The 13,980-nt window shown below is 70.9% G+C and carries 12 protein-coding genes; 7 read left to right on the top strand and 5 right to left on the bottom strand.

Annotated features, from left to right (window positions below):
• The first annotated feature begins 39 nt into the window (after positions 1-39).
• The 7 genes from AMY39116_RS0303220 to AMY39116_RS0303190 all read left to right on the top strand — a co-directional run bounded on the left by AMY39116_RS0303220 (position 40) and on the right by AMY39116_RS0303190 (position 9,845).
• Complete coding sequence (locus AMY39116_RS0303220; protein WP_026153666.1) at positions 40-507, top strand: FHA domain-containing protein; 468 nt, start codon at positions 40-42, stop codon at positions 505-507.
• Positions 504-1,829 carry a PP2C family serine/threonine-protein phosphatase gene (locus AMY39116_RS0303215; protein ID WP_020416272.1) on the top strand — a complete coding sequence of 442 codons (1,326 nt, stop codon included), beginning with the start codon at positions 504-506 and terminating at the stop codon, positions 1,827-1,829. The genes AMY39116_RS0303220 and AMY39116_RS0303215 overlap by 4 nt, the downstream gene beginning before the upstream one ends.
• Positions 1,829-3,325, top strand: coding sequence for an FtsW/RodA/SpoVE family cell cycle protein (locus tag AMY39116_RS0303210; protein ID WP_020416271.1), 1,497 nt, complete (start codon positions 1,829-1,831; stop codon positions 3,323-3,325). The genes AMY39116_RS0303215 and AMY39116_RS0303210 overlap by 1 nt, the downstream gene beginning before the upstream one ends.
• Complete coding sequence (locus AMY39116_RS0303205) at positions 3,322-4,788, top strand: penicillin-binding protein 2 (protein WP_020416270.1); 1,467 nt, start codon at positions 3,322-3,324, stop codon at positions 4,786-4,788. Before AMY39116_RS0303210 ends, AMY39116_RS0303205 begins: the two co-directional genes overlap by 4 nt.
• 3 nt (positions 4,789-4,791) lie before the next feature.
• A complete protein-coding gene (locus tag AMY39116_RS0303200; RefSeq protein ID WP_020416269.1) occupies positions 4,792-5,973 on the top strand; it encodes a serine/threonine-protein kinase in 1,182 nt (393 codons plus the stop codon).
• A 37-nt stretch (positions 5,974-6,010) separates the two neighbouring features.
• Positions 6,011-7,996 (top strand): Stk1 family PASTA domain-containing Ser/Thr kinase, encoded by a 1,986-nt coding sequence (gene pknB / locus AMY39116_RS0303195; protein ID WP_027935588.1) that lies wholly within the window; start codon positions 6,011-6,013, stop codon positions 7,994-7,996.
• Positions 7,997-8,204: 208 nt separating this feature from the next.
• Positions 8,205-9,845 carry a hypothetical protein gene (locus tag AMY39116_RS0303190; RefSeq protein ID WP_157358393.1) on the top strand — a complete coding sequence of 547 codons (1,641 nt, stop codon included), beginning with the start codon at positions 8,205-8,207 and terminating at the stop codon, positions 9,843-9,845.
• Here the strand turns inward: AMY39116_RS0303190 and AMY39116_RS0303185 are convergent.
• Genes AMY39116_RS0303185 through AMY39116_RS0303165 form a run of 5 tightly spaced genes read right to left on the bottom strand, consistent with a single transcriptional unit; the run spans position 9,839 to position 13,954 of the window.
• On the bottom strand, positions 9,839-11,194 hold the full coding sequence (locus AMY39116_RS0303185; RefSeq protein WP_020416266.1) for a cell wall metabolism sensor histidine kinase WalK: 1,356 nt from the start codon (positions 11,192-11,194) through the stop codon (positions 9,839-9,841). The two genes, AMY39116_RS0303190 and AMY39116_RS0303185, sit on opposite strands and share 7 nt — an antisense overlap.
• Positions 11,191-11,871, bottom strand: a complete 681-nt coding sequence (locus AMY39116_RS0303180) for a response regulator transcription factor (RefSeq protein WP_157358391.1) — start codon at positions 11,869-11,871, stop codon at positions 11,191-11,193. The genes AMY39116_RS0303185 and AMY39116_RS0303180 overlap by 4 nt, the downstream gene beginning before the upstream one ends.
• 33 nt (positions 11,872-11,904) lie before the next feature.
• Positions 11,905-12,540, bottom strand: coding sequence for a hypothetical protein (locus AMY39116_RS0303175; RefSeq protein WP_020416264.1), 636 nt, complete (start codon positions 12,538-12,540; stop codon positions 11,905-11,907).
• Positions 12,537-13,316, bottom strand: a complete 780-nt coding sequence (locus AMY39116_RS0303170) for an ABC transporter ATP-binding protein (RefSeq protein WP_020416263.1) — start codon at positions 13,314-13,316, stop codon at positions 12,537-12,539. Before AMY39116_RS0303170 ends, AMY39116_RS0303175 begins: the two co-directional genes overlap by 4 nt.
• Positions 13,313-13,954: an aminodeoxychorismate/anthranilate synthase component II gene (locus AMY39116_RS0303165; protein ID WP_027935587.1), complete on the bottom strand. Its 642-nt coding sequence runs from the start codon at positions 13,952-13,954 to the stop codon at positions 13,313-13,315. Before AMY39116_RS0303165 ends, AMY39116_RS0303170 begins: the two co-directional genes overlap by 4 nt.
• Positions 13,955-13,980 lie beyond the last annotated feature (26 nt).

The following is a 13,980-nucleotide window of genomic DNA, read 5'->3' as shown; positions in this document are numbered from 1 at the left end:
CACGCGTGCCACGGTCGGGAGAACAGAAGGCGGAGACACGTGCCGGAGCTGGTCGTTCAACTCACCAGAGTGGGCTTTCTCGTGCTGCTCTGGCTGTTCGTGCTGGCTGCCCTTCGGGTGGTGCGCTCGGACCTGTACGCGGCGTCGGGCCTGAAGGTCGCGATGCCCGGGTTGCGCCGCGCCAAGGAGCAGAAGAAGCCGCGGGGCAACGCCAAGACGCCCCGCCAGCTGCTCGTCACCCACGGGGCGCTGGCCGGCACGCGGATCACCCTCGACGGCAGGCCGATCACGCTCGGCCGGGCCGACGACTCCACCCTGGTGCTGGACGACGACTACGCCTCGACCCGGCACGCCCGGCTGTCGCTGCGCGGCACGGACTGGTACGTGGAAGATCTGGGATCGACCAACGGGACTTATCTGGACCGGGCTAAGGTCACTGCACCCCTCCGAGTTCCACTCGGTGTCCCCATCCGGATCGGCAAGACGGTGATCGAGCTTCGCCCATGACACTCGTTCTTCGCTACGCGGCCCGCAGCGACCGTGGCCTGGTGCGGTCCAGCAACCAGGACTCGGTGTACGCGGGCCCCCGCCTGCTCGCACTCGCCGACGGCATGGGTGGCCATGCCGCGGGTGAGGTGGCCAGCAAGGTCGTGATCGCCTCGCTCGCCCCGCTCGACGACGACGAGCCCGGCGACGACCTGCTGACCATGCTGAGAGACGCGGTGGCCGGCGGCAACGCGGCCATCAGCGAACTGGTGGCGAACGACCCGGACCTCGACGGGATGGGCACCACGCTCACCGCGATGCTGTTCTCCGGTTCGCGCCTCGGCATGGTGCACGTCGGCGACTCGCGCGCCTACCTGTTCCGCAACGGGCAGCTCACCCAGATCACGCGCGACGACAGCTTCGTCAACGAGCTGCTCGAACAGGGCCGCATCACCGCGGACCAGGCCGCGACCCACCCGCAGCGCTCGCTGCTGCTCAAGGCGCTCACCGGGCACGAGGTGGAGCCGAGCCTGACCGTGCGCGAGGCCCGCGCGGGTGACCGGTACCTGCTGTGCTCGGACGGCCTGTCCGGCATGGTCAGCGACGAAACGCTGGCCGAGGCGATCCGCATCCCGGACCCGCAGGACTGCGCCGACCGGATGATCGAGCTCGCGCTCAAGGGCGGCGGCACCGACAACGTGACGGTCATCGTCGCGGACGTGGTGGACGTCGACTACGGCGAAAACGCCCCGATCGTGGGCGGCGCGGCCGGCGACGGCAGCGACCAGTACGACCACCAGGGCGACTCCCCCGCGGCCAGGGCACGCGCGCTGACCCAGCCGCCGCCTCCGCCGCCGCAGATGATCGCGCCGCCGGAGGAGCCGAAGAAGCGCCGCAAGTGGCGCTGGATCGTGGGCGTCCTGCTGGTGCTGGTGGTGCTGGGCGCGGGCGCGATCGCGACCCGCTACTTCGTGCTCAGCCAGTACTACGTCGGCGAGGGCGCCAATTCGGAGGTCGCGATCTTCCGCGGCGTGCCCGGCAGCATCCTCGGCATCCCGCTGCACCAGCAGGCCGAGGGCTCGTGCCCGTCCGGTGACCAGGTGTGCGACGAGCTGACCGTGCCGCAGCTGCAGCAGGACGCGCAGGCCGCGGTGCGCAACGGCGTGAAGAAGGACAGCCTGGCCGACGCGCGCGACTACATCGACAACTTCCTGCGCTACAAGACGCTGCGGGACTGCACCCAGACCACCATTCCCGGCGTGCCGACGCTGCCGAGCGAATCGACGAGCCAGCAGGCGGGGAGGGACTGCGCGACGACGACGGTGCCAGGTGGCGGTGGCTGATGAGCCAGCCACCGCTGTCGGACCAGGCAGCCTCCATCTACGCGACCAACCCCCCGCGGGAAATGCCGACCCGGCGTGGCACGGAACTGGCCATGCTGGGTTTCGCCGCGTTCATCGTGACGTGCGCGTTCGTGCTCGTGCAGGCGAACCAGGAGCAGGAGCTGTCCTGGTCGATCGTCTGGTACGGGCTGGCCTACCTGGGGCTGTTCTCGGTCGCCCACGCGGCCGTGCGCAAGTGGGCGGCGTACGCGGATCCGCTGATCCTGCCGTGCGTCGCGCTGCTCAACGGCCTCGGCCTGGTGATGATCTACCGGATCGACCTGGCCAACGCCGAGAAGGCGACGCAGGCCAGCAAGGACTTCACCGCGGACGCGCCGAAGCAGGTCTTGTTCACCGCGCTCGCGCTGGTGCTGTTCCTCGCCGTGCTGATCCTGGTCAAGGACCACCGGACGCTGACCCGCTACGGCTACACCGCCGGCCTGGTCGGCATGGTCGCGCTGGCGCTGCCCGCGGTGCTGCCCAGCTCGCTGTCCGAGGTCAACGGCGCGAAGGTGTGGCTGAAGCTGCCGGGCTTCTCCATCCAGCCGGCGGAGTTCTCGAAGATCCTGTTGATGATCTTCTTCGCGTCCTTCCTGGTGGCCAAACGCGACCTGTTCATGATCGCGGGCCGCAAGGTGTTCGGCGTCGAGCTGCCGCGCGCGCGTGACCTGGGCCCGCTGCTCATCGCGGCCGGTGTCTGCCTGCTGGTCCTGGTGTTCGAGAAGGACCTGGGCACCTCGCTGCTGCTGTTCGGCATCGTGCTGGTGATGCTCTACGTCGCCACCGAGCGCGCGATCTGGGTGGTCACCGGGCTGAGCTTCTTCATCGTCGGCTGCCTGATCGCCTACCAGCTGTTCACGCACGTCGAGCAGCGCGTGGCGAACTGGATCGACCCGCTGGCGACCTACTCCGACCCGGGCGGCGGCTACCAGATCGCGCAGGGCCTGTTCGGCCTCGGCACCGGCGGCGTCGGCGGCACCGGCCTCGGCGCCGGGCGCCCGGAGATCGTGCCGGAGTCGAACACCGACTTCATCACCGCCGGCCTCGGCGAGGAGCTCGGGTTCGTCGGGCTCGCCGCGATCCTGATGATCTACCTGCTGCTGGCCACCCGCGGCATGCGCAGCGCGCTGGCGGTGCGGGACACCTTCGGCAAGCTGCTCGGCTGCGGCCTGTCGTTCGCGATCGTCATGCAGGTGTTCGTGATCGTCGGCGGGGTCACCAAGCTGATCCCGATGACCGGCATCACGACGCCGTTCCTGTCCTACGGCGGCTCGTCGCTGCTCGCCAACTACATCCTGGTCGCCCTGCTGCTCCGCATCTCGGACGCGGCGCGGCGGCCCGCCCAGAAACCCCGGCCCAAGCAGCCGCAGCAGCAGGCTCCGCTGGCCGAGGCGCACACGGTGATGGTGCAGCGGCCGCCGGCCGGGGGCAATCCGACAGGGGAACCGACGGCATGAACAAGCCCATGCGCCGCGTCGGCATCGCCATGATCACCATGGTGGTGCTGCTGCTGGTCAACATCACCTACATCCAGGTGGTGAAGGCCGACGACTACCGCACCGACTCGCGCAACCAGCGGGTGCTGCTGGACCAGTACTCCCGGCAGCGCGGCAGCATCGTGTCGCAGTACGACGGCCAGGTGCTCGCCGACGTGGTGGCGACGAACGACAAGCTGAAGTTCGAGCGCCGCTACACCGACGGCCCGATGTACGCGCCGGTCACCGGCTACTACTCGGTGCGCTACGGCTCCGGCGGCCTGGAGCGCGCCGAGGACGACATCCTCAACGGCGAGGACCCGCGGCTGTTCGTGCGCCGCCTGTCGGACATGGTCACCGGACGGGATCCGCGCGGCGGCAACGTGCAGCTGACGATCAACCCGGCCGTCCAGTCGGCGCTGTACAACGCGATGACGTCGAAGGGCTACACCGGCGCCGCGGTCGCGATGAACCCGAAGACCGGCGAGATCCTCGCGATGGTCTCCACCCCGTCCTACGACCCGAACGCGCTGGCCTCGCACGACAGCACGGCCCAGCAGGAGGCGTGGACGCGGTTCACGGACGACCCGAAGGAGCCGATGCTCAACCGGGCGATCTCGCAGACCTACCCGCCGGGCTCGACGTTCAAGCTGCTGGTCGCGGCCGCCGAACTGGAGAACGGCGCCACCGCCGACACCCCGGTGAGCAACGCGCCGAACGTGCAGCTGCCGGGCACCCGGGTCACGCTGGAGAACTACGGCGGCGCGGCCTGCCCCGGCACCACGTTCAAGGAAGCACTGGCGCACTCCTGCAACGTGCCGTTCGCGACGTTCGCCGGCCAGCTGGGCGCCGACAAGCTGAACCAGATCGCGGTCAACTTCGGCATCGGCACGCCGCTGTCGATCCCGATGAACGTGGCGCCGTCCAGCCTCGGTGAGATGGACTCGCAGGCCGCGCTGTACCAGAGCGGCATCGGCCAGCGCGACGTGCGGCTGACCCCGCTGCAGGACCTGATGCTGTCCGCCACGATCGCCAACGGCGGCATGGCCATGAAGCCGCAGCTGATCAAGAAGCTGCTCGCGCCGGACCTGTCCGACCTGGAGACCTTCTCGCCGCAGGAGCTGACCGGCACGCCGGCGCTGTCCGCGGAGAACGCGGCCGTGCTGCGCGACATGATGATCGCCTCCGAGGCCAACACCAAGGGCGGCGGCAAGCGCGCGAACATCCAGATCGCGTCCAAGACCGGCACCGCCGAGCACGGCACCGACCCGAAGGCCACGCCGCCGCACGCCTGGTACACCGCGTTCGCGCCGGCCGCCGACCCGCAGATCGCCGTCGCGGTCATCGTCGAGTCCGGCGGCAACCGCGGCCTGGAGGCCACCGGTGGCACCGTGGCGGCCGAGATCGGCCGCGCCGCGATCAACGCCCAGCTCGGGGGTGGGTAGCGCATGCTGTCCACCGGTCAGCTGCTGGCCGATCGCTACCGTCTCGTCCACCGCATCGCCGTCGGCGGGATGGGCGAGGTCTGGCAGGCCAGCGACACCCGGTTGGACCGGATCGTCGCGGTGAAGGTGCTCAAGGCCGAGCTGTCCCAGGACGCGGAGTTCCTGCACCGCTTCCGCACCGAGGCGCGCACGACCGCGTCGCTGAACCACCCCGGCATCGCGGCCGTGCACGACTACGGCGAGACGGTCGCGGGCGAGCACGCGATCGCCTACCTCGTGATGGAGCACGTCGACGGCGAGCCGCTGGCCGGGATCCTGATGCGCGAGGGCAGGCTGGCGGCCGACCGGACGCTGGACATCCTCGAGCAGGCTGGCAACGCGCTGCAGGCCGCGCACGAACGCGGTCTGGTGCACCGGGACGTCAAGCCGGGCAACATCCTGGTCACCCCGAACGGCACGGTGAAGGTCACCGACTTCGGCATCGCGAAGGCGGCCGACGCGGCGCCGGTGACCAGGTCCGGCATGGTCATGGGCACCGCCCACTACATCGCGCCGGAGCAGGCGCTCGGCCACGACGCGGAGCCGGCGAGCGACGTGTACTCGCTGGCCGTGTGCGGTTACGAGTGCCTGGCCGGGCACCGGCCGTTCCTGTCCGAGAACGCGGTCACGGTCGCGATGATGCACATCCGCGACCTGCCGCCGCCGCTGCCGCCGGACGTGCCACCGCACGCCCGCGCGGTCATCGAGGCGACCCTGGTCAAGGACCCGCGGCAGCGCTACAACAGCGGCGGCGAGTTCGCGGCCGCCATCGCCGCGGTCCGCAACGGGCACGCGCTGCCGACGCCGTCCGGACTGGTGCAGACTTATGCCCCGGTCGTCGGCCCGGTGGCTGCCGTCGGCCCGGTTTCGCAGCCGGCGATGCAGCCGGTGAGCCCACCCGGTATGCCGCACCCGAGCGGGGTGCTGCCGATGCCGGTGCCACCGCGGCGGCGGGTGCCGATCGCCGTGTGGGTGCTGCTGGCCGTTCTGGTGGCCGGGATCGTGGTGGTTCTGCTGGTGCTCCTGCCCGACTGGGGCGGCGACAGCGGAACCGGCCGCGTCCCGGGCGGTCAGGTCGGCACGACCGACATGGTTCCCGGCACGCGGCAACTCCCTCCCCCCGAAGAGACGACCTACGAGGCATGATGAGCACACCTTGGACGGAACGGAACGGCTTTCTCCGATGACTGCACCCAGGATGCTGTCCAACCGCTATGAACTGGGCGACACGCTCGGTTACGGCGGCATGTCCGAGGTCCACCACGGCACGGACGTCCGGCTGGGCCGCGAGGTCGCCGTGAAGATCCTGCGTGCCGACCTCGCCCGCGACCCCCAGTTCCAGGAGCGGTTCCGCCGCGAGGCGCAGAACGCCGCGGCGCTGAACCACCCGGCGATCGTCGCCGTGTACGACACCGGTGAGGCGCAGACCGAGTACGGTCCGCTGCCCTACATCGTGATGGAGTACGTCCGCGGCCGGACGCTGCGCGACATCGTCAAGACCGAGGGGCCGCTGTCGCAGAAGCGGGCCATGGAGGTCATGGCCGACGTCTGCGCCGCGCTCGACTTCTCGCACCGGCACGGCATCGTGCACCGGGACGTGAAGCCGGCCAACGTGATGATCACCGACCAGGGCGCGGTCAAGGTGATGGACTTCGGCATCGCCCGCGCGATGCACGACGGCCAGGCCGCGATGACCCAGACCGCCGCGGTGATCGGCACGGCCCAGTACCTGTCGCCGGAGCAGGCGCGCGGCGAAGGTGTGGACGCCCGCAGTGACGTCTACGCCGCGGGCTGCGTCCTGTTCGAGCTGATCACCGGCGAGCCGCCGTTCACCGGTGACTCGCCGGTCGCGGTGGCCTACCAGCACGTGCGGGAGGACCCGAAGGCGCCGTCGGCGGTCAACCCCGCGGTGTCGCCGGAGCTGGACGCGATCGTGCTGAAGGCGCTGGCCAAGGGCCCGGCCAACCGGTACCAGTCGGCCGCCGAGATGCGCGCCGACCTGGTGCGGACGCTGTCCGGGCAGCGGCCGTCGGCGCCGATGGTCATGACCGCCGACGAGCGGACGCAGGTGATCGGCGGGGCGCCCGGTCACGCGGCCGACTACGACTACGACCCCGACGCGGTCGAAGAGGACGAGAAGCGCCGGAAGCGCAGGCGCGTCACGGCCGCGGTGATCTTCACGTTGATCGCCCTCGGGCTGATCGCGTTCATCATGTGGCTGGCGGGCGCGTTCGAGTCGAAGCCGGCGACCGCGATGATCCCCGAGGTCAACGGCCAGCAGCAGGCGCAGGCCGAGGCGACGTTGCGGGACAAGGGTTTCACCAACATCGTGCTCGCGGACAAGCCGTGCGTGCGCCAGCCCAACGGCGTGGAGACCTGCTCGGCGGACGCGGTCGGCAAGGCGATCAACACCGATCCCGCCGCCGGCGTGAGCGTCGCGCTCGACCAGAAGATCACGCTGTACATCGGACGCGCGCCGGCGAACGTCGCGGTGCCGAGCGTGCTCGGCAAGACCCGGGAGGAGGCCCTGGCCCTGCTCAACCAGGTCGGGCTGCTCCTGGACCCGAACGTCCAGGAGGTCGACGTCAACGACGAAGACCAGTACGGCAAGGTCCAGAGCCAGAACCCGAACGCGAACACGCAGATCGCGCAGGGCAGCACGGTGTCCATCAAGATCGGCAAGACGCCGAACATGGTGGAGGTCACCGACTACACCGGCCAGCAGTACGACGTCGCGAAGGCCGGCCTGGAGGCGCTCGGGTTCAGGGTCAGCAAGCAGGAGGCCGACTCCGACCAGCCGGAGGGCCAGGTCCTCAACCAGAAGCCGAACGCGGGCCAGCAGCGCGAGGGCTCGACCGTGACCCTGACGGTGTCGAACGGGTCGGAGCAGAGGATCTCGATGCCGGACCTGCGTGGCCTGACCCAGAACGAGGCGCTGCAGCGGATGCAGCAGCTCGGCTGGGACGGCCAGGTGAACTACCAGTCCGACAAGCTGTCCGACGAGGACATGGACGGCAAGGTCACCGGCAGCGTGCCGACGGCGGGCAGCCAGATCAAGAAGAACGAGACGATCACGCTGCTGATCGGGGATTCCGACAACAGCGGCGGTGGCGGCGGCAACGACAGCACGACGCCGACCACGCCGACGCGGATCCCCGGATTCCCGTAAACCAGCGAGTGACGAAGGGCCCGCTTCCCCAGGGAGGCGGGCCCTTTCGTTTGGCACACGATCAGCGAGTGGCTGTGACAGAACTGGCACACAACGCGAATAGCGTGCGGACATGGTCTCCGCTCCGCCGATACCCCCTGCCCGGATTCGGGAACCCGATCTCGCCTCGCGCGAGCCGATCGAGAGCGGCAAGCGATGGCAGGCGGTCGTGGCAGTGGCCGGTGGGACCGCCCTGATCGCGGCACAAGCCGCGCGGTACGGCAACTGGATCGTCGACGACGCCGCCATCACGTTCGGCTACGCCCGCGGTTTCGCGGAAGGTCTGGGGCCGGTTGTGCAGCCCGGCGCGGAAGCCGTGGAGGGGTACTCGAATCCCACGTGGACCGCGCTGCTGGCGATCGGCAAGCTGCTCGGCTTGTTCGACCGGGGCGCGATCCTCGGCATCCCGGACTACGTCCTGTTCCCGAAGGCGCTGGCGCTGGTGTGCTGTGCGGGCATCCTCGCCGCGGTCCACTCGGCGGCGACGGTCGTGGGGCGTCGGCCTTGGGTGGTGACCCTGGTCGCCGGGGTTGCGCTCGCGTCCGTGCCGTCGTTCGTGATCTGGTCGTTCTCCGGTCTGGAGAACTCGCTGTACGCGCTGGTGGTCGTCGCGCTCGCGGTGACGGTCTTCCGAGCCGTCCTGGCCGGGCGGTTGCGGACGCGGGGGGTCGCGGCGGCGGCCGGGGTACTCGCTGCGGCGGCGGCCCTGACCCGGCCGGAGGGCGCGGTCTACGCGGCGGTTTACCCGTTGGTGTTGCTGATCCACCTGCGCGGGCCGGTGCTGTGGTCGAGCGTCCGGCACGTCCTCGTCTCGGTCGCGGCGTTCGCGGTCCCGTACGGCGGGTACCTCCTGTGGCGTTACGCCGAGTTCGGGCGGATGGTGCCGAACACCGCCGTGGCGAAGAAGCAGGGCGTGCCGGAGATCGAGCAGCTGACCCGCGCCGGTGACCTGGTGCAGTACCTCGGGGCGCCGGCCGTGCTCGTGCTGGTCGTCCTGATCGGGCTCGCCCTCGCCCGCTCCTCGTCGTGGCGAGACGGCATGGTCGCGTTGCTGGTGCCGCTCGGTCTCGCGTCGCTCGCGTACGCGGTGCTCGAACCGGACTGGATGGGCCAGTTCCGGTTCGCCACACCCGTGTGGGCGCTGCTGGCGTTGATCGCCGCGCTCACGACGGTGGAGGTCTTCCGAGCCGCGCGAGCGCGTGGCCGCGCACTGATCACAGTCGCGCTCGTCGCGACGCTGCTGCCGTCCGGTGTGGTGCTCGCGGAGGCGGGCGAGAAGTTCAGCCGGACGCCGACACTGCCGATGTGCTTCATCGCAGACCGGTTCGGGCGGATGTTCAACCAGTACGCGGACATCCTGGGCGTGCAGGAGGGCTCGGTGCTCGAACCCGACCTGGGGGGCACGGCCTTGACCAGCCGGTTGCACGTGGTCGACCTGGCCGGTCTCGTGGACGCGAAGATCGCGGACTTCTACCACGACGGGGACATGGCGGGACTGCGCGACCACGTGTTCGAGACGGTCCAGCCGACGTTCGTGCACTTCCGCTTGTACTGGGGCGGAGTCACCGGACTCGCCGGCGATCCACGACTCGCACGCGACTACGTGCCGCTCTACGAGTACCCGCTCCCGGCCGACTACGGCGGCGACTTCGTGCGCCGTGACGTGGCCGGCGACCCGGTGCTGCTCGACGCGGCACGGGAGTACGCCCGGGAGACGATCCCGGTGACGGAGAGCCGGATCAACGCGTGGGGCCTGCGACAGTGCGGTGACACGCTGGCACCGGGACAGACGACGCTCGGACTTCACTGACCCCGCGGCAAGACCACGGTGAACACCGCACCGTCCTGTTCGGACACCGTGATGCGGCCGCCGTGGATGCGGGCGTTCTCCTGGGCGATCGCCAGTCCGAGTCCGCTGCCGGAGGTCGCCGTGCGCGCCCGGTCGCCGCGGGCGAAGCGGTCGAAGACCAGCTCGCGGAGATCCTCGGGAACACCCGGACCGGAGTCGGCCACTTCGGCCGTGACCACCCCGGGCCGCGTTCCGTCGATGGTGACGGTGATCGGCGCGGCACCGTGGGTGAGCGCGTTGGTCAAGAGGTTGCGCGCGATGGTGTGCACCCGCCGCGGATCGGCGCACACCGTCACGTCGCCGACCGTGTGAAGGGTGGTGCCGTCAGCGCCACCGACCAGGTCGATCGCCTCCGCCCACAGGTCGGCCAGGTCCAGGGGGCCGGCATGGAAGTCGGCCACACCCGCGTCGAACCGCGACATCTCCAGCAGGTCCTCGACGAGGTTCGCGAGGCGCCGCGACTGCACGGACAGCAGCCGGGCGGCGCGCCGGCGGGCGTCCGGGTTCTCGCTGTCGACTCCGTCAGCGGCGGCGACCACCGTCGCCACCGGTGTGCGCAGGTCGTGTGCGACGTCGGCGACGAAACGGCGCTGCTGTTCCTCTTTCGCGCGCAGCTCCGCGATCGACCGCCCGACCTGCTCGGCCATGGCGTTGAACGACCCGGCCAGGTCCGCGAGCTCGTCGCCTCCCCGAACGACCAGGCGCGTGTCGAGCTCACCCCCGCCCAGCCGGATCGCGGCGTTCGCGACCGCCCGCACCGGCCGCTGGATCCGCTTGGCGGCCACCATCCCGCCCGCGATCCCGAGCACCGTCACCAGCAACGCCATACCGGCGAGGTTGCGCCGCAACTTCGACAGGTCCGCCCGCAGCGCGTCCAGGGTGTAGTACTCGACGAGCACAACGTGCTTGACGGGCGACCCGGCCAGCACCAGGAACGGTGAGTTCTCGGGCTCGGTGCCCAGCGGCTCGTCCCCCGCGCGAGCGGCGGACAGCAGCCATCCCGGCACCGCCACCGGCGGCTCGGCGCCGTGCAGTACCGCCTGCTCGCCGGTGTAGTCGAACACGCTCCACGCGACCGCGTGTTCGCGCGACATGTAGTCGATCACCCGGTCGGTGGACAAGTTCTGAGCGACGAACCGCACCTGGGCGAGATCCGACGCGAAGTCGGCGCGCGACGCCGAGTGGAAGCGCCGCGTGGTGTCGTTCGACTGGAGCTGGTAGGCCGCCAGCGCCATCGCCGCCGTCGCTGCCACCGTCACCACGACGACCGCGGCCGCGATGCGTGCGCGCAGACCGAAGTGCGGCCTCATGGCCTGGTCAGCCGGTACCCGAGGCCGCGTACGGTCCGAATCAGCTCGGGATGCGCGGGATCCTTCTCGATCTTCGCCCGCAGCCGGGCCACGGCGGCGTCGACCATGCGCGAATCGCCCACGTAGCCGTAGTCCCAGACCCGTTTGAGCAGCATCTGCCTGCTCAGCACCTGCCCCGGGTGGTTGGCGAACTCGACGAGCAGTTTCAGCTCGGTGGCGGTGAGGTTGAGCTCCGCCCCGTCGGCCCGCACCGTCAGGCCGTCGGTGTCCACCTCGAGGTGACCGACCTGCAACTTCGGGGTGGACGGCGCGGCACCGCGCCGCAGGATCGCCTTGATCCGGGCGTCGACGACCCGCGGTTCGACGGGTTTCACCACGTAGTCGTCCGCGCCGCCCTCCAGCCCGACGATGACGTCCACCGGGTCGCCGCGCGCGGTCAGCATGATGACCGGCACCAGGCTGCGGGCCCGGATGCGACGGCAGACCTCGAACCCGTCGACGTCCGGCAGCATGACGTCCAGCAGGATCAGGTCGACCACGCGTGCGCCGTCGAACAACTCCGCCAGCGCGCTCTCGCCGGACTCCGCAACGACCACGTCGTGCCCGAGCCCGCCGAGCGCGAGCGAAAACGCCTCCGCCAGTGCTTCGTCGTCCTCAACCAACATCACCGACGCCACGAACACCCCCAAACCGGTGTTCCGGCACGATACTCAAGCCCGCCGGTGCACGAGCCAGCCCGTGGCCGCGGCACTCGCCACCAGCAGCAGCGCGCCACCGAGCAGGCCGAGCGCCACCGCGCCGCTGTGGGAGCCCGCGCCGGTCAGGGAGCGCAGCATCGGGTTCACCACCGGCACCCACCGGACCAGCAGCACGACCCCGAGCAGCGCCAGCGCGGCCAGCACGGTGTAGCCGATCCGCGGCAGCAGCAGCCGCGAGCAGGGCAAGCCGAGCGCGATGCCGGTCGCCGCGCAGGCCGCGTGCGCTACCACCCCGTCGGTCAGGACGGCGGCGGGCAGACCGTGGTGCACCAGGGCCGCCCACGCCAGGGACACCGCGGTGAGCACCACGCAGCAGAGCGCGGCCGCGGCCACGAACCCGGCGAGCACAGTGGACAGCCGGCGGGCGTGGACCAGCGTGATGAGCCGCTGAACCGGGTCCTCGGCGTCCACCAGCGCGATGGTCAGCCAGCACGCCACGACCGTGAGACCGCCCGCGCTGACGGCGAACTCCGGCGGAACCGGCGCCGTCGGATCGTTGTACAGGACGGCGAGCAGGACCAGGTAGGCCAGCGACGGCGGCAGCCAGCGCTGCGAATGCCCGAGCAGCGCGAGCTGGTAGCGGATCACCGGCGTGCCTCCGGGGTGTCGACCCGCACCACCGACCAGCCGCCGCTCAGCGCCTTGAGCAGCAGTTCGTCCGCGCTCTCCGCGGCGACGGTCAGTTCGACGTGGTCGCCGTCGTGGCGGGTGGCGAGCACCCCGGGCAGGTCCACCGCGCCGGAGCCGCGCAGCACCACGCGTGCGGCCCGGTCCACCACCCGCAGCACGCCGTCGGTCAGGCGGAAGACCTCGGTCGCGTGGGCGTGGGCGCGCTCGTCGCGGTGCTCGGTGAACACCACGCTCGCCCCGCGGGCGCTGGTTTCGGCGATGATCTCGGCCAGCACGCCGTGCGCGTCCGGGTCGAGCCCGGACCACGGTTCGTCCAGCACGAGCAGGTCCGGTTCGGTCAGCAACGCCTGGGCCAGCCCGACTTTCTGCGCGTTGCCCTTCGACAGCTGCCGCAACGGGGCGCGCGGACCACCGGCCAGCGCCAGCCGGTCCAGCAGCGCCCTCGGGTCCACTTCGGATGCCCCGGAGATCCGGCCGAGGTGCCGCAGGTAGGCGAGCGCGGTCATCCGCGTCGAAGCCGGGAACCGGTCGGGCACGTACCCGACGCGCGGGCGGCCGGTGACCGTGCCGGACGTGGGCCGGGACAGCCCGGCGAGGATCCGCAGGAGTGTCGACTTGCCGGAGCCGTTGGCGCCGACGATGCCGACCACGGTCCCGGGGCGCACGTCGAGGTCGACCCCGGTCAGCACCGGGGCGTCACCGTAGCGCTTGCCGACCCCCAGCAGCCGGATCACGCAGCGGCGGCCTTCTGCAACGCCGCGACCTCACGCTCCAGCGCGTCGACCACCGGCGCCTGGACCGGGTGACCGGCGGTGGCCATCCAGTTCGCCAGCATCCGGTGCCCGCCCTGCGTCAGGACCGACTCGGGGTGGAACTGCACGCCCTCGACCGGCAGCTCGCGGTGCCGCATGCCCATGACCACACCGGACTCGGTGCGCGCGGTGACCTCGAAGGAGTCCGGGATCGTCTCCGGCAGCACGGTCAGCGAGTGGTAGCGGGTCGCGGTGAACGGGTCGGGCAGGCCGGCCAGCACGCCGCTGCCCTCGTGGTGCACCTGGCTGGTCTTGCCGTGCAGCAGCTCCGGCGCGCGGTCCACCGTCGCGCCCCACGCCACGCCGATCGCCTGGTGGCCGAGGCAGACGCCGAGCATCGGGGTGTGAGTGTCGGCACACTTGCGCACGACGTCGATGCTCTGGCCGGCGCGCTCCGGGGTGCCGGGGCCGGGCGAGACGAGCACCCCGTCGAACTCCGGCACGCGGTCGAGGTCGACGACGTCGTTGCGCCAGACAGTGCATTCGTTGCCGAGCTGGGCCAGGTACTGGACCAGGTTGTAGACGAAGCTGTCGTAGTTGTCGACGACCAATACGCGCATGCCGCCCAGCGTACCGGCGTCCACGA

The organism is Amycolatopsis sp. ATCC 39116 (assembly GCF_000231075.2).
Classification (GTDB): Bacteria; Actinomycetota; Actinomycetes; order Mycobacteriales; family Pseudonocardiaceae; genus Amycolatopsis_E; species Amycolatopsis_E tucumanensis.
Note: the sequence above shows the minus strand (reverse complement) of the source record. Positions and strands in the feature narration are given on the sequence as shown.

What these genes read in the sequence shown, in the direction of transcription:
- AMY39116_RS0303215 (WP_020416272.1), top strand. Translation starts at nt 504, where the DNA reads ATGACACTCGTTCTTCGCTACGCGGCCCGCAGCGACCGTGGCCTGGTG.
- AMY39116_RS0303210 (WP_020416271.1), top strand. Translation starts at nt 1,829, where the DNA reads ATGAGCCAGCCACCGCTGTCGGACCAGGCAGCCTCCATCTACGCGACC.
- AMY39116_RS0303205 (WP_020416270.1), top strand. Translation starts at nt 3,322, where the DNA reads ATGAACAAGCCCATGCGCCGCGTCGGCATCGCCATGATCACCATGGTG.
- AMY39116_RS0303200 (WP_020416269.1), top strand. Translation starts at nt 4,792, where the DNA reads ATGCTGTCCACCGGTCAGCTGCTGGCCGATCGCTACCGTCTCGTCCAC.
- pknB (WP_027935588.1), top strand. Translation starts at nt 6,011, where the DNA reads ATGACTGCACCCAGGATGCTGTCCAACCGCTATGAACTGGGCGACACG.
- AMY39116_RS0303185 (WP_020416266.1), bottom strand. Translation starts at nt 11,194, where the DNA reads ATGAGGCCGCACTTCGGTCTGCGCGCACGCATCGCGGCCGCGGTCGTC.
- AMY39116_RS0303165 (WP_027935587.1), bottom strand. Translation starts at nt 13,954, where the DNA reads ATGCGCGTATTGGTCGTCGACAACTACGACAGCTTCGTCTACAACCTG.